The 22,069-nt window shown below is 72.2% G+C and carries 22 protein-coding genes; 6 read left to right on the top strand and 16 right to left on the bottom strand.

The window, feature by feature from the left end; translation table 11 throughout:
* Positions 1–34 precede the first annotated feature (34 nt).
* The 12 genes from ABD361_RS19020 to ABD361_RS18965 all read right to left on the bottom strand — a co-directional run bounded on the left by ABD361_RS19020 (position 35) and on the right by ABD361_RS18965 (position 11,964).
* A complete protein-coding gene (locus ABD361_RS19020) occupies positions 35–535 on the bottom strand; it encodes a glutathione peroxidase (protein ID WP_344436610.1) in 501 nt (166 codons plus the stop codon).
* Between the two features lie 123 nt (positions 536–658).
* Positions 659–1,489, bottom strand: coding sequence for an ABC transporter permease (locus tag ABD361_RS19015; RefSeq protein WP_344436608.1), 831 nt, complete (start codon positions 1,487–1,489; stop codon positions 659–661).
* The gene (locus tag ABD361_RS19010; RefSeq protein WP_344436606.1) at positions 1,480–2,508 is read right to left on the bottom strand and encodes an ATP-binding cassette domain-containing protein; all 1,029 of its coding nucleotides are present in this window, start codon (positions 2,506–2,508) and stop codon (positions 1,480–1,482) included. Before ABD361_RS19010 ends, ABD361_RS19015 begins: the two co-directional genes overlap by 10 nt.
* Before the next feature lie 74 nt (positions 2,509–2,582).
* Positions 2,583–3,566, bottom strand: coding sequence for a dTDP-glucose 4,6-dehydratase (gene rfbB, locus ABD361_RS19005; protein ID WP_344436605.1), 984 nt, complete (start codon positions 3,564–3,566; stop codon positions 2,583–2,585).
* 30 nt (positions 3,567–3,596) lie between these two features.
* The gene (locus ABD361_RS19000) at positions 3,597–4,880 is read right to left on the bottom strand and encodes an activator-dependent family glycosyltransferase (protein WP_344436604.1); all 1,284 of its coding nucleotides are present in this window, start codon (positions 4,878–4,880) and stop codon (positions 3,597–3,599) included.
* 37 nt (positions 4,881–4,917) lie between these two features.
* On the bottom strand, positions 4,918–6,159 hold the full coding sequence (locus ABD361_RS18995; protein WP_344436603.1) for a cytochrome P450 family protein: 1,242 nt from the start codon (positions 6,157–6,159) through the stop codon (positions 4,918–4,920).
* 247 nt (positions 6,160–6,406) lie between these two features.
* A complete protein-coding gene (locus ABD361_RS18990) occupies positions 6,407–7,405 on the bottom strand; it encodes an acyltransferase domain-containing protein (RefSeq protein WP_344436602.1) in 999 nt (332 codons plus the stop codon).
* A complete protein-coding gene (locus tag ABD361_RS18985) occupies positions 7,402–8,445 on the bottom strand; it encodes a ketoacyl-ACP synthase III family protein (RefSeq protein WP_344436601.1) in 1,044 nt (347 codons plus the stop codon). The genes ABD361_RS18990 and ABD361_RS18985 overlap by 4 nt, the downstream gene beginning before the upstream one ends.
* Positions 8,442–9,674: a ketosynthase chain-length factor gene (locus ABD361_RS18980; protein WP_344436600.1), complete on the bottom strand. Its 1,233-nt coding sequence runs from the start codon at positions 9,672–9,674 to the stop codon at positions 8,442–8,444. Before ABD361_RS18980 ends, ABD361_RS18985 begins: the two co-directional genes overlap by 4 nt.
* Positions 9,671–10,939, bottom strand: a complete 1,269-nt coding sequence (locus ABD361_RS18975; RefSeq protein ID WP_344436599.1) for a beta-ketoacyl-[acyl-carrier-protein] synthase family protein — start codon at positions 10,937–10,939, stop codon at positions 9,671–9,673. The genes ABD361_RS18980 and ABD361_RS18975 overlap by 4 nt, the downstream gene beginning before the upstream one ends.
* A complete protein-coding gene (locus ABD361_RS18970; protein WP_344436598.1) occupies positions 10,936–11,271 on the bottom strand; it encodes an antibiotic biosynthesis monooxygenase family protein in 336 nt (111 codons plus the stop codon). Before ABD361_RS18970 ends, ABD361_RS18975 begins: the two co-directional genes overlap by 4 nt.
* 126 nt (positions 11,272–11,397) lie before the next feature.
* Positions 11,398–11,964: a PadR family transcriptional regulator gene (locus tag ABD361_RS18965; RefSeq protein ID WP_344436597.1), complete on the bottom strand. Its 567-nt coding sequence runs from the start codon at positions 11,962–11,964 to the stop codon at positions 11,398–11,400.
* 227 nt (positions 11,965–12,191) lie between these two features.
* Here ABD361_RS18965 and ABD361_RS18960 point away from each other — a divergent pair, with 227 nt between their 5' ends.
* The 4 genes from ABD361_RS18960 (at position 12,192) to ABD361_RS18945 (ending at position 16,564) form a co-directional block, all read left to right on the top strand.
* The gene (locus ABD361_RS18960; protein WP_344436596.1) at positions 12,192–13,481 is read left to right on the top strand and encodes an activator-dependent family glycosyltransferase; all 1,290 of its coding nucleotides are present in this window, start codon (positions 12,192–12,194) and stop codon (positions 13,479–13,481) included.
* Positions 13,482–13,548: 67 nt separating this feature from the next.
* Positions 13,549–14,175 (top strand): dTDP-4-dehydrorhamnose 3,5-epimerase family protein, encoded by a 627-nt coding sequence (locus ABD361_RS18955; RefSeq protein WP_344436595.1) that lies wholly within the window; start codon positions 13,549–13,551, stop codon positions 14,173–14,175.
* Entirely contained in the window at positions 14,142–15,137 is a 996-nt protein-coding gene (locus tag ABD361_RS18950; protein ID WP_344436594.1) for an NAD-dependent epimerase/dehydratase family protein, read from the top strand. Before ABD361_RS18955 ends, ABD361_RS18950 begins: the two co-directional genes overlap by 34 nt.
* The gene (locus ABD361_RS18945) at positions 15,134–16,564 is read left to right on the top strand and encodes an NDP-hexose 2,3-dehydratase family protein (protein ID WP_344436593.1); all 1,431 of its coding nucleotides are present in this window, start codon (positions 15,134–15,136) and stop codon (positions 16,562–16,564) included. The genes ABD361_RS18950 and ABD361_RS18945 overlap by 4 nt, the downstream gene beginning before the upstream one ends.
* A 67-nt stretch (positions 16,565–16,631) precedes the next feature.
* Here the strand turns inward: ABD361_RS18945 and ABD361_RS18940 are convergent, their stop codons facing one another.
* From ABD361_RS18940 to ABD361_RS18930, 3 genes are read right to left on the bottom strand one after another with little or no spacing between them, the layout of a single operon-like run.
* Positions 16,632–17,741 carry a DegT/DnrJ/EryC1/StrS family aminotransferase gene (locus ABD361_RS18940; RefSeq protein ID WP_344436592.1) on the bottom strand — a complete coding sequence of 370 codons (1,110 nt, stop codon included), beginning with the start codon at positions 17,739–17,741 and terminating at the stop codon, positions 16,632–16,634.
* Positions 17,738–18,469, bottom strand: a complete 732-nt coding sequence (locus ABD361_RS18935) for a class I SAM-dependent methyltransferase (protein WP_344436591.1) — start codon at positions 18,467–18,469, stop codon at positions 17,738–17,740. Before ABD361_RS18935 ends, ABD361_RS18940 begins: the two co-directional genes overlap by 4 nt.
* A gap of 30 nt (positions 18,470–18,499) precedes the next feature.
* A complete protein-coding gene (locus ABD361_RS18930) occupies positions 18,500–19,279 on the bottom strand; it encodes a cyclase family protein (protein ID WP_344436589.1) in 780 nt (259 codons plus the stop codon).
* Between the two features lie 161 nt (positions 19,280–19,440).
* Between ABD361_RS18930 and ABD361_RS18925 the strand changes: the two genes are divergently transcribed.
* On the top strand, positions 19,441–19,854 hold the full coding sequence (locus tag ABD361_RS18925) for a nuclear transport factor 2 family protein (RefSeq protein WP_344436587.1): 414 nt from the start codon (positions 19,441–19,443) through the stop codon (positions 19,852–19,854).
* An 85-nt stretch (positions 19,855–19,939) separates the two neighbouring features.
* A complete protein-coding gene (locus tag ABD361_RS18920) occupies positions 19,940–20,671 on the top strand; it encodes an SDR family NAD(P)-dependent oxidoreductase (RefSeq protein WP_344436638.1) in 732 nt (243 codons plus the stop codon).
* Between the two features lie 46 nt (positions 20,672–20,717).
* Here ABD361_RS18920 and ABD361_RS18915 read toward each other — a convergent pair whose 3' ends face one another.
* Positions 20,718–22,064, bottom strand: a complete 1,347-nt coding sequence (locus ABD361_RS18915) for a nuclear transport factor 2 family protein (protein ID WP_344436586.1) — start codon at positions 22,062–22,064, stop codon at positions 20,718–20,720.
* Positions 22,065–22,069 lie beyond the last annotated feature (5 nt).

The following is a 22,069-nucleotide window of genomic DNA, read 5'->3' as shown; positions in this document are numbered from 1 at the left end:
GTCCTCTCTCGGACCGACGTGTCACATCTCGTGCTCACGGATGGTGGGGCTCGGGGTCGAGCAGGTTCCTGACGGCCTGCAGCAGCTCGGGGGCCAAGGGGTCGACGGTGGGGGCGAAGCGGGCGACGGGTCGGCCGGTGGGCGACACCACGAACTTCTCGAAGTTCCAGCGGACGTCGCCTGCGTGCCCTTCCGCGTCCGCGACCGGTGTCAGCGCGGCATAGAGGGCATGCCGTCCGGGCCCGTTGACCTCGACTTTCTCACTCAGCGGGAAGTCGACCCGCTGTACGGCGCAGTACTTGGCGATCTCCTGGGGCGTGCCCGGCTCCTGCTCACCGAACTGGTTGCAGGGCACTCCGATGACGACCAGCCCGTCGTCGGCGTACCGCCGGGCGAGCTGGGTCAGGCCTGCGTACTGGGTGCTCAGGGCGCACCGGGAGGCGACGTTGACGACGAGGAGGGTGCGGCCGCGACAGCGGGACAACAGCCCCGGACGGCCGGAGAGTTCGGTGATGTCGATGTCGAAGAGGGACATGCTGAGCACCCTAGGTTCGCCGGGAACTGACGGGGTCGACGTGACGTCGCAGGCCCCTCGAGCAGTGCTCGGGCGGGGTGCAGGCCCACCGGCGGGCGAGCCCGCACCCCAGGGGCGGGGCCGCTACCGGCTGAGCGCCCGGTACTTGCGCACGGCCAGCGGGAAGAAGACCAGGAGGATCAGCAGCGGCCAGACGAAGGCCATGGCCATGGCGTGCTCGGCGATCCAGGACGTACCGCCCACTCCGGGGTTGCCGAAGAGTTCACGGATGGCGTGGGCGGTGGAGGACAGGGGGTTCCACTCGGCGATCGCCGCGAGCCATCCGGGCATCATCTCCGGGGAGGCGAAGGTGTTGGCCACGATGCCGAGCGGGAAGAGCAGGGTGTAGACGGCCGAGGCGGCCTCGGGCCCGCTGATGACGAGGCCGAGGTAGATGCCGACCCACAGCAGGGCGAAGCGCAGCAGCAACAGCAGGCCGAAGGCGCCCAGCGCCTCGGCGAAGCTGTTCTGCCAGCTCCATCCGGCGACGGCTCCGCAGCCCATCAGGATGAGGAGCACAGCGGTGCTGTAGAGCATGTTGACCACGCTCTGCCCGATGACCACCGAGGCGGCGGACATGGGCATGGAGCGGAAGCGGTCGGTGACGCCCTTGGAGGCGTCGGCGGTGACGCCGGCCATGGTTTCGCCGATGCCGAAGGCCATCGACATCACGAACATGCCGGGCATGAGGAACTCCCGGTAGTTGCCGCCGCCCTCGACCTGCATGCCGCTGCCGAAGATCCCGCCGAAGAGCAGCACCATCAGGATGGGGAAGAGCAGGCCGGCGAGGATCTGGGTGGGGTTGCGCACCCAGTGGGACAACCCGCGCAGGGTCAGGGTCCACGAGTCCGCGAGGACCCAGCCCAGCCGGGCCGGCAGGCTGGTGGGGACCTCGGGGGTGGCGATCACTGCCATCGGTGGGCGGCCTCCTTCACGGTCGGCCCGGCCGGGGCGGCCGGTGGCACGGAGGGGGTGGGCGCGGCCGAGGTGCCCGCCCGGTTTCCCGTGAGGTTCAGGAACACCTCGTCGAGGGTGGGCCGCCGCAGGGCGATGTCCTCAGCCTCGATTCCCGCGTCGCCGAGCGAGCGGGCGACTGCCGTGAGGGCGGCGACCCGGTCGTCGGCCGCCACACTGATCCGCCGGTTGTCGCGGTCCACTTCGGGGTCCGCGTGCAGGAGCGAGGCGATCATCTCGGTGGCGATGCCGAGGTCGTGGTCGCGGCGCAGGACGACGTCGACACGGTCACCGCCGACCTTCCTCTTCAGGTCGTCGGGGGTGCCGGTCTCGATGACCTTGCCGCTGTCGATCAGCGAGATGGTGTCGGCGAGCTGGTCGGCCTCGTCGAGGTACTGGGTGGTCAGCAGGACGGTACGGCCCTCCGCGACCAGTCCCCGCACGGACTCCCAGACGTCGTTGCGCCCCCTGGGATCCAGTCCTGTGGTGGGTTCGTCGAGGAAGAGGACCGAGGGGGCCAGGATGAGACTGGCCGCCAGGTCCAGGCGGCGGCGCATGCCTCCGGAGTACTGCTTGGCCGGCTTGTTGCCGGCCTCGGCCAGGCCGAAGCGCTCCAGCAGCTCGTCCGCCCGGTGCTGGGCGCTTCGCTTGCCGATGTGGTAGAGCCGGCCGAACATCACGAGGTTCTGCCGGCCGCTCAGCTCCTCGTCGACCGCCGCGTGCTGGCCGAGGAGTCCAATGCGGTACCTCACCTGGGCGGATTGCGTGGCGACGTCGTACCCGGCGACCCGGGCGACCCCCTCGTCGTAGCGCAGCAGCGTGGAAAGAATCCGCACCGCGGTGGTCTTCCCGGCGCCGTTGGGGCCCAGCAGCCCGTAGACGACACCGCGCGGGACCTGCAGAGTGAACCCGGCGAGCGCCTCCTTGTCGCCGTATTTCTTCCGTAAGTTCTCGGTCTCGACCGCCAGGTCGGTCCCCATGCCCACCCCTTCAGTGGTTGCTCAAATTTGGGTACCCGGCGAGCATAGGGCAGTCGACTTCGGGTGTTCAAGTTTTAGTATCCCGGGCCGGCGACGCGCTCCCGCGCCTCCCAGTGGTCCCGGTTGGCGGCGTACCACGCCACGGTCTCGCGCAGCCCCTCGTCCAGCGAATGCCGTGGTGCGTAACCGAGTTCGCGGCGGATCTTCGCGTCGTCCACCGCGTACCGCAGGTCATGGCCCTTGCGGTCGGTGACGTGTTGCACCAGGCTCCAGTCGCGTCCGCACAGGTCGAGCAGGCGCTGCGTCATCTCCTTGTTCGTCAGGTGGGTACCGCCCCCGATGTTGTAGACCTCGCCGGCCTTCCCCTCGTCCAGGACCAGCCGTACGGCGTGGCAGTGGTCGTCGACGTGCAGCCATTCCCGTACGTTCCCCCCGTCGCCGTACAACGGCACCGGCTCCCCGTCCAGCAGTCGTGTCACGAACAGCGGAATCAACTTCTCGGGGTGCTGACCGGGGCCGTAGTTGTTCGCGCAGCGGGTGATGCGCACGTCCAGCCCGTGCGTACGCCAGTAGGAGCGGGCCACCAGATCGGCGGCCGCCTTGGACGCGGCGTAGGGGGAGTTGGGCAGCAGCGGCTCCTGCTCCGTCCACCGCCCCTGCGCAAGGGAACCGTAGACCTCGTCGGTGGAGATGTGCACGAACACGCCCACGCCGTGCCGCAGCGCGGCCTCCAGCAGCGTCTGTGTGCCCAGGACATTGGTGCGCACGAACGGTGCCGCTCCCTCGACCGAGCGGTCGACGTGCGACTCCGCGGCGAAATGCACGACGGCGTCGTGGCCGGGGAAGACCCGGTCCATCAGGGCAACGTCGCAGACGTCCCCCTGCACGAAGGTCAGCCGGGGATGGTCAGGGGGCAGGTTCCGTCGTGTGGCCGCGTACGTCAGCTTGTCCACCACGGTCACCCGGTCCTCTCCGTGGCCGGGGTATCCCCCGGACAGGAGCGTTCTGACGAAGTGCGAGCCGATGAACCCGGCGGCACCGCTCACCAGTATCCTCACCTGTTCTCCTCCTTCCGGTGGCCGGCGGCTTCACCGGCCGGTCGCGTGCGCGGCCCGGTGCCGTGCGGTGAGCCTCTCGACAGCGGGAACGACCTCGTTGGGGCTGGGTGCGGCCAGCACGGCGCGCCGCAGGCGGCGGGCACCGCTGCGGAACGACGACTCCTGAAGGACGCGCAGCAGCTTGTCGCGCAACGTCTGCACGGTCAGGTCCTCCGAGTGCAGGTGGAGCCCGGCGCCGATCTCCTCCAGCCGTCTCGCCCGGTAGATCGCGTCCCACATCCAGCCCAGTGCCACTTGTGGCACGCCCTGCGCCGCGGCCGTCGCCCACGTGCCCGCGCCACCGTGGTGCACGATCGCCGAGCAGCTGGGCAGCAGGGCGTGCAGTGCCAGGTGTTCGACGACCCGGGTGTTGTCCGGCACCTTCGGCACCTGTTCCAGTTCCCGGGCGCCCAGGGTGGCGACGACCTCGGCGTCCAGGTCGGCGATCGAGTCGAGCAGTTCGCCGAGGTCGATCGCGTTGGGGAACTCGGTGTCCCGGACGGTCAGTCCGAGGGTCAGGCACACCCGTGGCCGGGTGGGCGGCTCCCGTAGCCACTCGGGCACCACCGCCGGGGCGGGTCCGTTGTGGGGGATGTAGCGCATGGGCACCGTCGGCAGCCCGAGCTCCAGCCGGACCCCGCGCGGCATCTGGTCGATCGACCACTGCCCGGTGACGACGTCCGGGTCGAAGGCACGGCCGTAGTGGTCCAGCGTGCAGGCCAGCCACTCCTCCAGCGGGTCGTCGCGCAGTTGCTCGGTCAGGGCGGCCTGCCTGCGCCGTAGGGTGAGGTGCACGTGCGAGAACAGGTCGGGGAACGACAGCAGCCGGGCGTGCGCGGCGCCGACGGCCTTGGCGGCCACCGCGCCGGCGAACGTGAAGGGCTCCCACAGCACGAGGTCCGGTCGCCAGAACCGGGCGTAGTCGACCAGACCGTCGACCATCGTCGCGTTGTTGATCTGCGAGTAGAACGTTGCCGTCAGGATGGCGTTGGACGCCCGCAAGTAGTCCAGGCTCAGCGCCTCGGGACGCATCTCCAGGTAGTCCCGGTCGAGGTGGTGGGCCAGCATGCCTTCACCGACGGACCTGATGACGTCGTCCAGGCGGTGGTCGTCGCCCACCGGCACGGCGGTCAGGCCGGCCCGCGTGATCGACTCCACGGCGGCCGGCTGGCTGGCGACGCGCACCTCGTGCCCGGCCGTGCGCAGGGCCCACGCCATGGGCACGATGCCGTTGAGGTGGGAGTCCTGCGCGAAGGCGGTCAGCAGCACCCGCACGGCGCTCCTCCTTTCCTGACGTCGGTGACCGGTGCCCTCATGCGACGGGGAACCGCAGGACGCCGCGCAGCTGGGCCGAGCGCATCCGGCGCAGCACGCGGTCGGTACGGCGCAGCCCGGGCCGGGCTCCGGCGAGGGCGACCAGCGCGGCCCGCATCTGGCTGCGCACCAGCGCCCCGGTCACCGCGTCCGCCGGGCCGCCCGGCAGGGACAGCTGCCGGGCGCCGTCGGTGCGGTGGGGGTCGAAGGTGCCGGGGTCGGTGAAGGCCTCCGGGTCACGGTTGGCCGCGTCCAGGAGCACCACCACCCGCGCACCCGCCTCGATCGTCTGCCCGGCCAGCTCGGTCTCCTCGCGCGCGATACGGCTTTCGAAGTGCAGCGGCGGTGCGAAGCGCAGGCATTCGTGGGCGGTGGCGTCCACGAGACCGGGGTCCCGGTGCAGCCGCTCCCAGTGGGCCGGGTGGTCGAGCAGGGTCTCGACGGCGTTGCACAGGGCGGTGGCGCTCGCCTCGATGCCCACGACGACGGCGAGGACGCCGGCGGCGACCGCATCCGGGCGCGGCAGCCCGGCGAGGCCGGCCGCCGCCCCGGAGCGCGTGAGCGACTCGAGCTCCGCCCGCAGTTCGCCCACCGCCGAGAGCAGTGCGCGGGTGACGGGCAGCTGCTGGGGGCAGTTCCCCGCGTCCAGAGCCGGGGCGAGGTCGGTGTGCAGCCGGGACAGCAGTGCGCGCCGGTCGTCGGGGATGCCCAGCAGGTCCGCGACGGACCGGGTCACAGCGGGCACGGCGAAGTCGTGGTAGAGGTCGAACTCGTCGCCGACGCCCTCGAGGACCTCGCGGTGGGCTTTCTCGGCCTCGCCCCTGCGGGACTCGACGGCCTCGGTGCCGAGCAACGGCGCCGCCACGGCGGCCAGCCGGTCGTACTCGGCGGGGTCGAGGTTGAGGAAGGCGTCGTCGAGCGGTACGACGTGGCACAGCTGCGGGTTCTCCCAGACGTCGACGCCGGGGTGGTGCTGCGGCCCCTGGCCCTCGTGCCGGGCGGAGAACCGGTGGTCGCCGAGGATCCGCGCGCCCACCTCGCGGCTCGCGGTGACCCACGCGCCGATGCTGCTGCGGTGCAGGCCCAGTTCGCGGGCCCGTTCTCCGTGCGCGAGCGGGTCGTCGTCCCCTGCGCGCAGCAGCAGCGCGAACGGGTCGCCCTGCGCGCCGAAGATGAACTGGACTCCGCGGATGGTCAGCAGGTGCCGACCCAGCTCACTGTTCGTCTGCTCCGTCAGCATGACACCGTCCTGTGGTAGTGGGGTGGCCGGGTGCGCCGGGAGGTACGGCTGGACGTACGACCGGGGCTGCGGCCGGCTGCGAGCGGATGGATGTGCCGGACCGCGTCGGGGCGGCCCTCGGTGGCCGAAGGGCGCGGCATCGTCCCAGGGGGCGGCCGCTGCGGCGGGAACCGGTGGCGGCGGACCACCGGGCCCGAACGCCACGGACGACGCTAGGCGGGCTGCCTACAGCCCGACTCGACGCGGGCTACACGGCGACGGGCCGGCCCAGCACGGCCGCTGCCGCACGCACGGCGGCCCGGTCCGCATCGCCCGGGCCGGGCCCCGGCGGCAGGAGTGCGAGCACCGCGCTGCGCCCGGAGCGCACGGCGGGGTGGCGCCGGGCCAGCTGGGCGAGCCCTTGGCCCGGGCCGGCCTCGATGAGCAGGAGGTCCTCGGCGAGCAGGAACTCCAGGGCCGGCCAGAACATCACGGGGGCCATCGGCTGCCGGGCCCAGAAGTCCGGTTCGGCCGCCTCCTGCAGGCTCAGCCGCCGGCCGGTGTATCCGGAGACGACCGGGATGCGCGGCGCGGCGACGGGCAGGGCTGCGATGGCCTCGGCCGCCCCCCGCAGAGCCGGGGCCAGCACGGGACTGTGGAAGGCGGTCGTGGCCGCGACGGGGCGGGCAATGAACCCGGCCCCGCGCAGGGCGTCGGCGGCCGCGCGCAGCGGGCCGTCCGGGCCGGCCAGGACGGTCTGGCGCGGTGCGTTGACGGCACCGACGACCACACCGTCGCCGAGGAACGGTGCCACCTCCTGCGGCGAGGCGGCGACGGCCACCATGCCGCCCGGCGGCGCGGCGGCCAGCCGGCCGACGCGGTCGTGGACCATGGCCGCGGCATCGGCGAGGGTGAACACCCCTGCCAGGACTGCCGCCGCGACCTCGCCGATGCTGTGGCCGAGCAGTGCCACCGGCCGTACGCCCCAGCTGAGCACCAGTTTTCCGAGCGCGTAGTCCAAGGCGAACAGCAGCGGCTGGGAGTGGGTCACGTGGTCGATCACCGAGGGCCGGTCCTCGTGCAGCCAGGCACTGCGCAGCCCTGCACCGGATTCGCCCAGGGCAGCCAGGGCCTCGCCCATCGCCCGGTCGAACACGGGCTCGGCTCCGGCGAGGCCGGCGGCCATCCGCACGTGCTGCGACCCCTGGCCCGGCAGGAGCAGGGCGACCGGGCGCCCGGGATTCCCCCGGACCGTGTCGTGCGTCATGCCGCTGGTACCGCCCTCCAGGTGGGCTGCTGCCGTACGTCCACCACGGCGCACGACCAGCTGAATCCGGCTCCGACACTGACCAGCAGGCATGTGTCACCCGGGGTCAGGGCTCCGGTGGTGGCCAGGTGGTCGAGCCCGGCAAAGGGGTCCCCGGCGCCCAAGTGTCCGATCCCGCGGCTCCACTGCCAGGTGCTGCGGGCCGGGTCGATGCCGAACCGGGCGAAGTAGGTCACCTGCAGCCGGCGGCGTCCCAGGTGCGGAAGAACGAACCAGTCGATGTCCTCCAGGGTCGAGCCGGCGTCGGCGAGCGCCTGTTTGATCACCCCTTCCTGGGCGGCGGCCACCCTGGCGACGGTCGGCGACAGGTCGTTGCGGGCGAGGAAGTCCTGCTTGTGCGCCTCCAGGTCGACCACCGTACGGTGGCCGAAGGGTCCGGTGCCGAAGGGGTCGTCCCCCCGGTGCATGCCCTCCAGGTCGGGCGCCGAGACCGATGCCAGGCTGCGCACCCTGGCGAAGCCGTCGTGCCGGGAGACCACGAGCGCGGTGCCGCCGTCGCCGTAGACGGTGCCGGGGTCGCTGCGCCACCGGTCGAAGCGGGGCTCGCAGAACCGGTCCCCGGTGGTGATCAGGGCGGCCGAACGGCCGCTGTCCGCGTGCAGATAGGCCCACGCCAGGTCGAGTGCCGCCATCCCCCCGTTGGAGACCTGCCGGACCTCCATCGCCGGGCACTGGTTGCCGAGCGTCACCCGCTGGATGTACGAGGCCGGCGCCCACAGGTCGAAACCCTGGTAGAAGAAGCTGGCATGCAGCAACAGGTCGATGTCGCCCGGGCCGGCACCTGCCCGTGCCAGCGCGGTGCGGCCGGCCCGGGCCGCCATCTCCGGCGCCGGCTCACTGCGGGAGACGGTCACCGACTCGACCTGCGCGGCCCGCGCGACGGCGGGGTCGCAGCGGCCGTCGGCGACCGCCTCGGCGACGCTCTCCACCGGTGGCAGCCAGGTTCCGGTGGCCGCGATGTACAGTTCCCCGTCGTTCACCCTGTCCCCCCTCCGGCCCGTCCGCGGCCCGTGCCGGGCGCGCGGACCACCATGGCACTGTTGAAACCGCGGAACCCGCGGGCCAGGACGAGCACCGCTGTTCCGGTCAGCGGCCGCGGCCGGTCCACCACGAGGTCCAGCCCGTACTCCTCGGGCACCTGCGCCACGTTCACTGTCGGCGGCACCAGGGCATCGCGCAGGGCCAGCAGCGCGGCGACCAGGTCCAGCGGGCCGGCCCCGGAGTACAGCCGGCCGGTCGCCGTCTTGGGTACGGTGACCGGCACCCCCCGCTCCCCGAAGACGTGGGCGAGAGCCTGCGCTTCGGCCCGGTCCAGGTGTTCCACCGCGGCCCCGTCGGCGAACACCGCACCGATGTCGCCCGGTTCCGCGCCGGCGTCGGCCAGCGCCAGCTCGACGGCACGACCCAGGTTCGGGGGCCGGCCGGAGGCGGGTGGCGGGTCGAAGGTCGCGGCGAAGCCGGCGATCTCCCCGTAGCTGCGCCGCCCCTCGCTCCGGGCCCGCTCCTCGTCCTCCAGCACCAGCATCGCCCCGCCCTCGCCGGGCAGGTGGCCGTCGGCCCGGCGGTCGAAGGGACGATAGGCACCGCTGCTCAGGCGCCCGCTGCTGATCTGGGCCGCCATGCCGTAGGGGCACAGGGAGGAGTCCGTTCCCCCGGTGAGCACCAGCCGGACTCCGCTGCGCACCAGGCGCCGGGCGTGGGCCACCGCATCGAGGCCGCCGGCCTGCTCGGAGACGAACACTCCGGTGGGGCCGCTCATGGCGTGCCGGATCGAGACCTGCCCGGTGTTGACCGCGTAGAACCAGGCGAAGGACATGTAGGCACTGACGCTCTTGGGGCCCTCGCCCCACAGGTGCTGCAACTCCCGCTGTCCGAAGGCGAAACCGCCGGAGGCGCTGGCCGTCACCACGCCGCGCTCCAGCACGGGTACGGTACTCATGTCCACCCCGCAGTCGGCGACCGCCCAGTCGGCGGCCGCCAGGGCGAACTGCGTCATGCGGTCGGTCTGGGGCAGCAGCCGCCCCGGCAGGTGCCCGGCGGCGGAGAATCCGCTCACCTCGCCGGCGCGTTGGGTGGGATAGTGGGTGGGGTCGAAGGAGCGGATGCGGCGGATGGCGTCCTCGCCCCGCAGCGTCGAGGACCAGTACGCCTCGCGCCCCACGCCGGTGGGGGCCACGACGCCCATGCCCGTGACGGCGACCGTGCTCATGCGGCCCGCCCCTCGGGCCGGCGCAGGACCATCGCGCTCTGGAACCCGCCGAAGCCGCTGCCCACGGTCAGCGCCGTCGGCACGTCCTGCTGGCGTGCGGTCAACGGCACGTAGTCGAGGTCGAGTTCGGGGTCCGGGTCGGTCAGGTTCGCCGTCGGGGGCACCACGCCGTGCTCGATGGCCAGCGCGGTGGCGGCGATCTCGATGGCGCCGATCGCACCCAGCGAGTGGCCGATCATCGACTTGATCGAGCTGACCGGCACCGCGTGGGCGTGCGCGCCCAGGCTGCGCTTGAGGGCGGCCGTCTCGTGGACGTCGTTCTGGCGGGTGGCCGTGCCGTGGGCGTTGACGTACGCGACGTCCTGCGGCGCAAGGCGCGCCTCGGCGAGGGCCGCCCCGACGGCCGCGGCCATCTCCCGCCCGTCGGGGCGCAGCCCGGTCATGTGGTAGGCATTGCTGCGCACGGCGTAGCCGGTGATCTCGGCGTGGAGGTGCGCCCCACGGCGTCGGGCCGCCGTGAGCTCCTCCAGCACCAGGATCGCGGCCCCTTCCCCGAGAACGAAACCGTTGCGCGTGCGGTCGAAGGGCCGCAGGGCGGTCGCGGGATCGTCGTTGCGCGGCGAGGTGGCCTTGATGGCGTCGAAGCAGGCCACCGTGATCGGGGAGATCGGTGCGTCGGTGGCTCCAGCGATCATGACGTCCGCGGTGCCCTCGCGGATCAGGGCGGCGGCGTGGCCGACCGCGTCGAGGCCCGAGGTGCAACCGGCCGAGACGACGGTGCAGGGGCCTTCGGCACCGGCTTCCCAGGCCAGTTCGGCCGCCATGGAGCTCGGCACGAAGTGGTCGTACAGGTGGGGGCCGGCGGCGGTGTGGTCCACCAGCCACTGCCGCCCCCGGTCGCTGACGGCCACGTACTCCTCCTCCAGCTTCCGGGTGCAGCCCACGGCGCTGCCCAGGCTGACGCCGGTGCGGTGGGCCGTGCCCGGGTGCGCCGGCAGGGCACTGTCGGCCAGGGCCTCGCGCAGCGCCACCAGGGCGAACTGTGCGGCCCGGTCCAGCCGGGCCGCGTCCGGGCCGCCGATGCCGGCCTCGGCGGCGTCGAAGTCGCACTCGGCCGCGATCCGCGACCGGAAGGGGGCAGGGTCGAAGAGGGTGATCGTACGGGTGGCGGTGCGGCCTTCGGTGATGGTCTCCCAGAATTGCTTGGTGCCGATGCCGCCCGGCGCGACGACGCCGATACCGGTGATCACGACACGTCGTGTCATGTGTGCTCCCCCGCGATGCTCATCCTGTCGAGATACAGATCCGACGCGCTGGTGCTGACCGCGCGCAACGCCTCGGCGTGCGGCCGGAACTCCGGGTGCGCCACCGCCGCGCGAAAGGACTCGACGTCCGCCCAGCGCGCGATGTTGACATAGTTGTGCGGGTCGTCCAGATGGCGCACCAGGGTGTGGCCGAGGAACCCGGGCCGGTCCTTCATGAACCGTGCCGTGCGGGCGAATATCCGCTCGAAGTCCTCCGGGGACGTGCGGAGGGTGAACCTGTTGACGAAGGTGGCCGGGCCGCTGGTGCCGACGGCGGGCTGCTCAGCTGACATGGCAGCGGTCTCCTCATCGTCCGGAAGCCGGGCGGCGGCGTGCGCCGAGGTCAGACTGAACCCTGCGACCCACGCCTCGTGGTGGCCTAGAAGACGAGTGGACCTGCCGGTCCGCGGGGTGGACGGTCAGCCCGGCTGCCGTGTCTCGCCCGCCATCTGGTACGCCCCGGCCTCCAGCCGGTCGATCAGCTCCTGGGTCCATGCCGCCTGGCTGGCCGCGCTGTGCTTCCACAGGCCCAGCAGCTCACGGATGTGGGCGCGCTCCTGCCGTTCGCCCGCCGCCTCGTCGACCCGGCTGACCAGCTCCTCCTGTTCGACGGAGAGCGAGGCGATCCGCTCGCGCAGCAGTGCGACCGCTTCCTGGCGCGGCAGGGCGGGCAGCAGCACCAGTGCCGCGCCCAGCATGTCGGAGCGGTTGTTGCCGTGCCGCAAGGCGTCCTTCAACAGGCGGAAGAACTCCTCCTCGCCGGGCGGTGCCATCTCGTAGTCGACGCGGCCGGGCCACTCCGGGATGTCCGTCGAGTGCAGCAGCCCTTCCTTGGCCAGCTGGCGCAGGGCGTGGTAAATGGAGCCGAACTTGATGTGCGCCCATTCGTCGGCGCCCCAGGACAGCAGCTCCGACCGGACCAGGTAGCCGTGGGCCCGGCCGTGCATCCGCACGACTCCGAGAACCAGCAATCGCGTGGCTGACATCGTCTCCCTACTGAGTGTCCCGGCTTCACCGGCCCCTGTGCCGCGATGCGGCAGGCCATTGGTCCGACATCGAAACGGTAGTACATGACCTGCTGCCCTCCGGTCGGCAGGGGCCGGCCGCGCACCCGGCGGTCGAGCGCCTCTGCAACCGCTCTCGACCCGGGTACGAGGTGACGGCCCGAGGGTGGGAGCAGATCATGACGGGTCCTTCGCCGAATGGGGCTGAGATGCGGGTACTCTTCACCACCTTTGCCGCCAAGTCGCACATGCACGCGCAGGTGACGCTGGCCTGGGCCCTGCGGGCGGCCGGCCACGACGTGCGGATCGCCAGCCACCCCGACCTGGCCGAGGAGATCACCCGCACCGGGCTGACCGCGGTCGGCGTCGGGGAGGAACTGCACCTGGACGAGCAGATGCAGGAGACCCAGGAGAACATCGGCCAGGACGTCGACCAGCTGGAGAGCCAGGCGCAGGTCGGCCTGGACATGAGCGAAACCCGCCCGGAGCGCCTGACCTGGGACTACACGCTCGGGGTGTTCACCGCGATGACGTCCGTGGTGTTCCAGAACTGCTGCTCGGACCGCATGGTCGACGAACTCGTGGACCACTGCCGGTCCTGGAAGCCGGATCTCGTGCTGTGGGACACCATGACCTTCGCCGGGGCGGTCGCCGCCTTCGCCACCGGCTGCGCCCAGGGCCGGCTGCTGTTCGGCATGGACCTGGCCGGGCACATGCGGCAGACGTTCCTGAGGCAGCTGGGCGAACGCCCGCCGGCACTGCGCGACGACCCCTTGCGCGAGTGGCTCACGTGGAGCCTGGAGCGTCATGGCGCCGCCTTCGACGAGGCGGCCGTGACCGGTGACTTCACCGTCACCCCGCTGCCGGAGTCCCTGCGGCTGCCCGTCGACCTGCACTACGTCCCCATGCGCTACGTGCCGTACAACGGCCAGTCCCGGGTGCCCGACTGGCTCGCGAAGCCGCCGGCCGGCCGCCGTGTCTGCATCACCCTGGGCGTGGCGCACCGGGAGGTGCTGGGCAGCGACCGGGCCTCGATCGGCGATCTGCTGGAGGCCGTCGCCGGGCTCGACGACGTGGAGGTGGTCGCCACGCTCAACGAGAACCAGCTCAAGGACTTCGACACCCTGCCCGACAACGTGCGCGCCGTCGACTTCGTTCCGCTGGACGCGCTGCTGCCCAGTTGTTCGGCGGTCATCCACCACGGCGGCTCGGGCAGCTTCGGCACGGCGATGGTGCACGGGGTGCCCCAGCTGATCGTGGTCGACGGCGTGTGGGACACCATCAACAAGTCCCGCTACCTGGAGGAACGCCGGGCCGGTTTGTACGTCCCGGGGAAGCTCAGCGCCGAGGGGCTGCGTGCGCTGCTGGTGCGCCTGCTCGACGAGCCGGTCTTCGCCGCGAACGCCGCCGTCCTGCGGCGCGAGGCGCTCGCGGCGCCGGCGCCGGCGCAGGTCGTGCCGACGCTGGAGCGGCTGGCCGTGGAGTACCGGCGCCGCTGACCTCTCGCCCTACCGTTCGCCGGTCGTCTCCCGGCGTCCCCACTAGCTCCGGACGGTGAACCCACTGATGCAGTTCCGCAGGCTCAAGGTCGAGGGTGCGTACGAGTTCACCCCGCGCCGCTTCGACGACCACCGAGGACTGTTCGTCTCGCCCTTCCAGCAGGAGGCCTTCCGGCAGGCGCTGGGGCGGTCGCACTTCCCCGTCGCCCAGACCAACCACAGCCGGTCACGGCGGGGCACCGTCCGCGGGGTGCACTTCACCGTCACCCCACCGGGCACCGCCAAGTACGTCCACTGCGCCCGGGGCAGGGCGATCGACATCGTGGTCGACATCCGTACCGGCTCCCCCACGTTCGGCCGGTGGGACGCGGTGCTGATGGACCAGGTGCACTTCCGCGCCTCCTACTTCCCGGTCGGCGTCGGGCACGCCTTCGTCGCGCTGGAGGACGACACCGTGATGTCCTACCTCCTGACCGGGGCGTACGTGGCGGAGAACGAGCTGGCCATCGACGTCTTCGACCCCGACCTGGGGCTGGAGGTGCCACGGGGCCTGGACGTGGTGCAGTCCGAGCGCGACCGCACGGCCCCCACACTGGCGAAGGCACAGGCCGACGGCCTGCTGCCGGAGTACGCCGAGTCGGTGCGCCTGGAGGAGCTGCTGTGGCAGTCGTCCGGCCAGGGTGCGAGCTGCTGACCACCATGACCACGATCACGGAGCGCACCGGAACCGTGGCCGTACTGGGTGCCACCGGGTGCGTCGGACGCAGCGTGTGCGACGTGCTGCGGGCCGCCGGGCACGAGGTGCTCGCAGTGGCCCGGCGCCCCGCCCCGCACCCGGTGGCCGACGACTTCGTTCCGCTGGACGTGGCGGCCGCCGCGCCCGGCCGGATCGCCGAACTCCTCGACCACCACCAGGTGGTGGCGGTGGTCAACGCCACGGGAGGCTGGGACACCACCGAGCAGGAGATGACGTACGCCCACGTCGATCTGGTCGACCGACTGGTCGCGGGGTGCGCGCTGGCCGGCCGGCGGATGCGCGTGGTGCACATGGGGTCGATCCACGAGTACGGCCCGGTGCCGGAGGGAACGCGCATCGACGAGGGATGGGCACCGGCCCCCGTGACGCCGTACGGCCGTACCAAGCTGGCCGGCTCCCGGCGCCTGCTGGCCGCGACGGAGGCGGGCCGCGTCGACGGCGTGGTGCTGCGGGCGGTGAACGTGTGCGGTCCGCACACCACGCCGGCGAGCTTTCTGGGGGCGGTCCTGACCCGGCTGCGCAACCGGCCGCCGGGTGAGGTGCTCTCCTTCGACGTGGCCGAGGCCCGCCGGGACTTCATGGACGTACGGGACCTGGCCCGGGCCGCACTCGCCGCGGTGCGCGTCCCCGATCCCGCCCGGGTCGTCAACCTCGGCCGGGGGGAGGCCGTGCCGGTGCGCGACCTGGTCGGCCACCTCCTCGACGCCGCCGGCGCGGGGCCGGAAGCGGCACGGCTGAAGGTTGCCGATGTGCCCAGCAAGGGCGGCAGCTGGACCTGCGCGGACATCCGGCTGGCCGCCCGGACCCTCGGCTGGCGCCCACGGATCCCGCTCCGCGACTCGCTGCGGGCGATGTGGGACGCGGCCGCCGGCACCGCCTCGCACCGGGAGCAGACATGAATGACGCCCTCGCCCTGCAGGACCAGCAGCGCATCGCCGAGTCGGCCGCCCATCGTGACGGGCTGCGCGGCGGCCTCGCCGCGTTCGACGCCTGGTTCGCGGCCTACGGGCGGCAGTGCTACACGCAGGTCGAGCGTGTGCCGCTCGACGAGCTGGACGGCTGGGTCACCGATCCGGACACCGGTGACCTGCACCACCACACGGGTCGTTTCTTCACGGTGCACGGTCTGGAGGTCGGCCGGCCCGGAACGCCCGTGCCGCTGTGGACGCAGCCGATCATCGACCAGCCCGAGGTCGGCATCCTCGGCATCCTGGCCAGGCGGATCGAGGGGGTCCTGCACTTCCTGATGCAGGCCAAGGCCGAACCGGGCAATGCCGGCGGGCTGCAGCTCTCCCCCACCGTCCAGGCGACCCGCAGCAACTACACGCGGGCGCACCGCGGTGGGTCGGTCCCCTACCTGGAGCACTTCCAGGACATCCACCGCCGGCCCGGCGTCCTGGCCGACGTACGGCAGTCCGAGCAGGGCGCGTGGTTCTACCGCAAGCGCAACCGGAACGTGGTGATCGAGACCCGGGACGAGGTCGAGGTGCTCGAAGGGTACCGCTGGATGACGCTCGGCCAGATACACCGGCTGCTCTCCCGCGACGACGTGGTGAACATGGACGCCCGGACCGTCCTGGCATGCCTGCCGTTCACCGGTGCCGGCGGCAGCCACCGTCCCGGGAAGGGGGACGGCGACGGCTTCGCCGCCGCGCTGCGTCGCTCCGGCGAGGCGCAGGCCCCTGCCGTGCACCACATGCGCGACATCTTGAGCTGGATCACCGAGATGCGCACCACCACGGACGTCGCCACGCGCCGCCTCCCGCTCGCCGCCCTGCCTGCCTGGCAGCGCACCCCGCAGCGGATCACGCACGAGAGCGGGGCCTTCTTCGACGTCATCGGCGTGCGCGTCTCCGCTCGTGGCCGCGAGGTGCGCAGTTGGTGCCAGCCCATGATCGAGCCGGCGGACCGTGGGGTCGTCGCCTTCCTCACCCGCACCGTGGAGGGCGTGCTGCACGTCCTGGTGCACGCGCGCGCGGAAGCGGGGTTCGCCGACGTGGTGGAACTTGCGCCCACCGTCCAGTGCATTCCCAGCAGTTACCGGGCCCTGCCCCCGCAGGCCCTGCCGCCCTTCCTGCCCGAGGTGCTGGACGCACCGGCGGAGCGGATCCGGTTCGACACGGTCCTCTCGGAGGAGGGCGGCCGGTTCCACCGCGCCCACAACCGCTACCTCGTGGTCGAGGCATCCGCGGAGGTGCCCATGGACCACCCGGAGTACCGCTGGATGACCCTGCACCAGCTGGCCGGGCTGCTGCGGCACAGTCACTACGTCAACGTCCAGGCGCGCAGCCTCGTCGCCTGCCTGCACAGCCTGTACGGCGCGTGAACGACGCGGTGGGGAGCGGACGGACGTCCCGCTCCCCACCCGGTCGGACACCGGCAGTGCCGCCGGGTCACAGCCCGGCGAGCACCTCGCGCAGCGCTTCGATGACCTTCTCCTGGACGTGCTGCGGCAGCGAGGGGTACATGGGCAGGGAGAAGATCTCCTTCGCCAGCCGCTCGGTGACCGGCAGGTCGCCCTCGCGGTAGCCCAGGTGCGCAAAGCCCGTCATGGTGTGCACCGGCCAGGGGTAGCTGATGTTCAGCTCGATGCCGTACGCCCGGAGCCGTTCGATGACGGTGTCCCGCTGCGGGTGACGGACCACGTAGACGTAGTGGACGTGATCGTTTCCCACCGCGTTCGTGGGAAGGACCAGCCCGGTGCCGGCCAACCCCTCCGCGTAGCGTCGCGCCACCGCCCGCCGGCCCTCGATGTAGGCGCCCAGCCGGCGGAGCTTGCGGCGGAGTATCTCGGCCTGGACCTCGTCCAGCCGGCTGTTGTGGCCCGGGGTGCTGACAACGTAGTACCTCTCCTCCATGCCGTAGTAGCGCAGCCGGCGCAGGGCAGCCGCGGTTGCGTCGTCGTCGGTCAGCACGGCGCCACCGTCGCCGTAGGCGCCGAGCACCTTGGTCGGGTAGAAGGAGAAGGCCGCGGCATCGCCCATGGTGCCGGCGAGCCGGCCGTGGTGGCGGGCGCCGTGCGCCTGCGCGCAGTCCTCCAGGACCTTCAGGCCGCGCTCCCGGGCCAGGGCCAGCACCGGCTCCATGTCGACGCACTGGCCGTACAGGTGCACCGGGACGACGGCGGTGGTCCGCTCGGTGACGGCGGCGGCGAGCTGATCGGTGCGCATCAGGAAGTCCTCTTCGCGGACGTCCACGAAGACCGGCACCGCGCCCGCCGCGTGGATGGCCAGCACCGTCGGCGCCGCCGTGTTCGACACGGTGATCACCTCGTCGCCGGGCCGCACGCCGAGCGCCTCCAGGCCGAGCACCAGGGCGTTGGTCCCGTTGTCGACGCCCACGCAGTGCGCCAGGCCGTGGTGGTCGGCGAATGCCCGCTCGAACCGCGAGACGCTCTCGCCCAGGACGAGTTGCCCGGACTGGAAGACGGTGTCGACGGCTTCGAGGATGTCCTCGCGCTCGGCGTGGTATTCCGGCAGGTAGTCCCAGACGAAGGTGGTCACCGGCCGGTCACCTCCGGCCCGGACTTGATGCCGACGAACAGGCCACGGCCGGTCGGCGGGCCGGGCCGGTACTCCACCGAGCACCCGGCATCGGTGAAGGCCTGCTCGTACTCCTCGCGTGTGAACAGGGTCAGGACGTCGATCTCGGTGAACCGCCGGATTCCGCCGGGCTCGCCGACCAGGAACTGCACCTCCATGCGGGTCGCACGGCCCTGAAGGGTGGAGTGGGAGATCCGCGCCACCGTCCGGTCGCCCTCGCGGGCGAGATCGCCGGCGACGTGGCCCTCGGTGAACTGCTCGGGGAACCACCAGGGTTCGACGACCAGCACGCCGGAAGGGTTGAGGTGGCGTGCCATGGCGGCAACGGCCGAGCGCATGTCGGGCACGCTGCCGAGGTAGCCGATCGCGCAGAACATGCAGGTGACCACGTCGTAGCGACGCCCGAGGTCGAACTTGCGCATGTCCCCCTCGTGCACGGTCAGCTCCGGCCACCGGCGGGCGGCCAGCTCGCGCATGGGTGCGGCGATCTCCAGGCCCTCCGCAGTGGAGAAGATCCTGGCGAACGGGCCGAGGTGGGCGCCGGTACCGCACGCCACGTCGAGCAGCGAGTCGGCGGCAGGTGCAAGCCGGCGGGCCAGTGCCGCGATCTGCTCGGCCTCCGCAGCCCAGTCCTTGCCCCGGCTGCGGTACACCATCTCGTAGACCTCGGCGAGGTCTGAGCTGTACATGGGTTCTCCTCGGGTCGGGCTGTCGTTGCACTAGTCGTTGACGAGGGCGACGGCGCGCGCCCATCCGGCGCCGGCACCGGCCACCTTCACGGGGAAGCAGGCCACCTGGAAGCCGTGCGGCGCCGGCAGGTCCGCAAGGCCGGCGAGCCGTTCGATCTGGCAGTACTCCCTGTGCCGGCCGGCGACGTGCGCGGGCCACAGCACGTCCGCGTCCCCGCTCTCGCGGTACCGCTGGATGATCCAGCCGAACGGGGCGTCCAGGCTGAAGGCATCGGTGCCGACCACGCGGATGCCCTCGTCGAGGAGGAAGGCGATGGCGCCGGCGTCCAGACCGACGAAGTCGGTGAAATAGCTGCTCGTGCCGGACCGGTCCGCGGCCCCGGTGTGCAACAGCACGATCTCGGACGGTGCGAGGACGTGACCGATGCGGGCGAGCTCCTTGCGCAGGTCGTCCGCGCCGACGACGCCGGCCTCGCGGCCCCTGACGTCGAGCACCACGCCGGGGGCGAGGAACCACTCCAGGGGCATGGCGTCGATGTGCCGGGGCACCCCGGTTCCGTACGTGATCCGGGAGCCGTAGTGCGAGGGGGCGTCCACGTGCGTGCCGGTGTGCGTGGTCAGGCTCAGCCGGTCCAGCGAGAGGAACTCGCCGTCGGGCAGGTCGTCGGGGTCGAAGTCGATGCCGAAGTGCTGCCGCATCTCGTCGCGCATGTGCAGCGCGCCCTCGCGCGGGGACATCACCTCGTGGACGACCGGGTCGGGTTCGAAACCGCCGGCATCCACCGGCGAGGACAGATCGACAATGCGCACGGCACACCTCCTGGACGACGCGCTCAGCCTCGCGCCGTCCGCTCGGAAGGCGTTGGGAAACGGCTCGATCACCCGGGCGGGAAGGGGTCGGCTCGACCGGGACTCGACGCGGCTGCGGCAAAGTCGAACGGTGTCATCACGCGATTCCAGGAGGCGAGACGGTGCCGAGCACGGACATCAGCGACATCCAGCAGTTCTACGCCCGCCACATGCAGTTGCTCGACGACGGCGCCGCCGAGCAGTGGGCGCGGACGTTCACGGACGACGCCGTGTTCGCCGCGCCGTCGCTGCGCGAGCCGGTGCGCGGACGAGAGGCCATCGCCGCGGGCGCCCGGGCCGCGGCCGAGGGCCGGGCCGGGGCGGGCGAGGTGCACCGTCACTGGGTGGGCATGACGACGCTCGGGCCGGGGGTGCGGGACGGGATCGAGGCCGTCTCGTACGTGCAGATCCTGGCCGTCGGCCGGCAGGGCCCGCCGCGGGTGCACCTGTCCTGCGTCATGCGCGACCGGCTGGTACGGCAGGACGGGGAACTGCGCGTGGCGGAGCGCCGCATCACACGCGACGACCGGCCGTAGAGGGGCGGGGCCGGGGGCACTGCCCGGATGGCTCGACCCCTGTTCGAGTGGACGCCACTAGCGTGCCGCCATGACACCACGCACAGTGATCATCACCGGTGCCGGCACGGGCATCGGCCGTGCGGCCGCCCGCCGGTTCGCGGCCGCGGGCGAGAACGTCCTCGTCGTCGGACGCACCGCGGGCCCGCTGCAGGAGACCGCCCGCGGCCACGAACGCATCCGCACCCTGGTGGCGGACATCACCGCACCCCAGGCGGCCGGGGAGGTCGTGGCAGCGGCCCTGAAGGAGTTCGGCCGGCTCGACGTCCTGGTCAACAACGCTGCGGTCGGAGTGTTCTCCTCGCTGGAGCACATGGACCGGGCGGAGACGGAACGGCAGATCGCCACGAACATGGTGGCGCCGCTCTTCCTCACGCAGGCGGCGCTGGACGCCCTGACGGAGACCGCAGGCACGGTCGTGAACGTCAGTTCCGCCGGCTCGCTGGGCATCCAGGCGTTCCCTGACAACTCCGTCTACTGGGCGACCAAGTCGGCGCTCAACCACTTCACGCGCACCTGGGCGGTGGAGCTGGCGCCCCGGGGCATCCGGGTGGTCTCGGTGGCTCCGGGCGTAACTGAGACCGGGATCGGCGAGCGGGCGGGAATGTCGGCCGAGGAGTACCGGAGCTTCCTGGACACGATGGCCGAGCGCATCCCGGCCGGGCGTGCCGCCACGCCCGAGGAGCTGGCCTGGTGGGTCACCACGCTCGCGGACCCGGGCGCGGGCTACATGACCGGCGCCGTCGTCCCCGTGGACGGCGGCCTGTCCCTGCGGTGACGCCGCACCGGCCGCACCCACGGGGTGCGACCCGTGCGGCGGGTCGTCAGGATCCGTCGTGCTCGATCCGCCGGTCGTGGACCAGCCACCTGCCGTCCCGTTCGACGAGCACGTCCTCGCACACGGCACTGAGGTGGACGGCGGCCGGCCCGCCCGGCGCGGTGGCGAGCACCTGCGCGTACGCACGGGTTCTGACGGTGCCGTCGGCTGCGGGCCGCACCGTGAGCATGCCGAAGACGTGCCGCCGCTGCTGCCCTGCGGCGGCCGGCCTCCGCAGGCCGTCCCGGACGGCGGCCGCCAGGGCCGCCCGGCCCCGGACCGGAGCGGTCCCGTTGCTCTGGGCGAAGACGCAGTCCTCGGTGAACGTCTCGGCCCAGGGCCCGGCCTGCCGCTCGTCGAGCAGGCGCATCTGCTCCGCGTAGAACTGCTGCACCGAGGTGTACAGCGCGGCGGGCACCGGTGCGGACCGGCGCAGGGCGCGGGCCCGGGAGGCGGCGTGTGCCAAGGTGGTCCTGCTGTTGCGGCCGAGTGCCTCGCGGACCATCCGGCGGGCGTCGTCGACGGTGGCCTGCGGGCCGAGCACTCCGGGTACGGCCCGCGGGTCGATCCGCACGGTGTGCCGGGAGGTGATGCGGCAGCCGTCCCCGTCCTCCTCGAAGAGCCACTCGCCGGTGTGGGCCGCCATCAGCGCCGGTGTCCGCATCTGCTTGTAGACGATCCGTTCGGCGGGGAAGCAGACGCGTACCGAGCGGGTGGTGTGGGTGCTGCCGTCGGCGGTCCGGGTGTCCATCTCCAGGACCTGCACGTGCGGGATCTCCTCCGTCATCGCCGCCCGGGCCACGTGCGGCAGCTCCTCCTCCCAGCGGTCGGCCGCACAGATGAAGTCGTAGGCGTCCCGGGGGGAGCCGTCGCAGCGCACCGTGTCGTCGAAGGTGAACTCCTGCTCGCCGTGCGTCGATTCGGCGGCGTCGCGCAGTGCTGCGAGCTCGGCGCCGGTGTTGGTGTCGATCGCCCGGCGGATCCATGCCACGTCGTCGGGGCCGTTGCCGACGGCGTCGAAGCTATGGGTGAAGACCACCTTCGTCCGGCCTCCGTCCAGCGGCTGCAGCAGCCACGCGCCGCTCATGGCGGCAACGGGGGCGTGGGGTTCCTCCTGGTGGAAGGAGACCTTCAGGCCCGGTCGGTCCAGGAAGCGTCGTGAGGTCCAGGTCTTGACCTCGTCGTTGGCAGTGGCCCAGATCCTGATCCGCTCCTCGCGGTCGTCGCCCTCCAGCCGTTCGACGTGCACGTTCGGCGGGAACCGCATGGGCCATCGCTTGGTATCGGCGATCAGGTCGAAAACCACCTCGGGTGCGGCGGCCACGACGATCTCGTGACGGGTCTCGTGGGACATGGCGC

The sequence above is a fragment of the Streptomyces luteosporeus genome (assembly GCF_039532865.1).
In the GTDB taxonomy this organism is placed as follows: domain Bacteria; phylum Actinomycetota; class Actinomycetes; order Streptomycetales; family Streptomycetaceae; genus Streptomyces; species Streptomyces luteosporeus.
The sequence above is the reverse complement of the archived record's forward strand: the minus strand, read 5'-3'. Positions and strand labels throughout refer to the sequence as shown.

What these genes read in the sequence shown, in the direction of transcription:
- ABD361_RS19020 (WP_344436610.1), bottom strand. Translation starts at nt 535, where the DNA reads ATGTCCCTCTTCGACATCGACATCACCGAACTCTCCGGCCGTCCGGGG.
- ABD361_RS19015 (WP_344436608.1), bottom strand. Translation starts at nt 1,489, where the DNA reads ATGGCAGTGATCGCCACCCCCGAGGTCCCCACCAGCCTGCCGGCCCGG.
- ABD361_RS19010 (WP_344436606.1), bottom strand. Translation starts at nt 2,508, where the DNA reads ATGGGGACCGACCTGGCGGTCGAGACCGAGAACTTACGGAAGAAATAC.
- ABD361_RS18995 (WP_344436603.1), bottom strand. Translation starts at nt 6,159, where the DNA reads ATGCTGACGGAGCAGACGAACAGTGAGCTGGGTCGGCACCTGCTGACC.
- ABD361_RS18990 (WP_344436602.1), bottom strand. Translation starts at nt 7,405, where the DNA reads ATGACGCACGACACGGTCCGGGGGAATCCCGGGCGCCCGGTCGCCCTG.
- ABD361_RS18980 (WP_344436600.1), bottom strand. Translation starts at nt 9,674, where the DNA reads ATGAGCACGGTCGCCGTCACGGGCATGGGCGTCGTGGCCCCCACCGGC.
- ABD361_RS18975 (WP_344436599.1), bottom strand. Translation starts at nt 10,939, where the DNA reads ATGACACGACGTGTCGTGATCACCGGTATCGGCGTCGTCGCGCCGGGC.
- ABD361_RS18970 (WP_344436598.1), bottom strand. Translation starts at nt 11,271, where the DNA reads ATGTCAGCTGAGCAGCCCGCCGTCGGCACCAGCGGCCCGGCCACCTTC.
- ABD361_RS18965 (WP_344436597.1), bottom strand. Translation starts at nt 11,964, where the DNA reads ATGTCAGCCACGCGATTGCTGGTTCTCGGAGTCGTGCGGATGCACGGC.
- ABD361_RS18960 (WP_344436596.1), top strand. Translation starts at nt 12,192, where the DNA reads ATGCGGGTACTCTTCACCACCTTTGCCGCCAAGTCGCACATGCACGCG.
- ABD361_RS18955 (WP_344436595.1), top strand. Translation starts at nt 13,549, where the DNA reads ATGCAGTTCCGCAGGCTCAAGGTCGAGGGTGCGTACGAGTTCACCCCG.
- ABD361_RS18945 (WP_344436593.1), top strand. Translation starts at nt 15,134, where the DNA reads ATGAATGACGCCCTCGCCCTGCAGGACCAGCAGCGCATCGCCGAGTCG.
- ABD361_RS18935 (WP_344436591.1), bottom strand. Translation starts at nt 18,469, where the DNA reads ATGTACAGCTCAGACCTCGCCGAGGTCTACGAGATGGTGTACCGCAGC.
- ABD361_RS18915 (WP_344436586.1), bottom strand. Translation starts at nt 22,064, where the DNA reads ATGTCCCACGAGACCCGTCACGAGATCGTCGTGGCCGCCGCACCCGAG.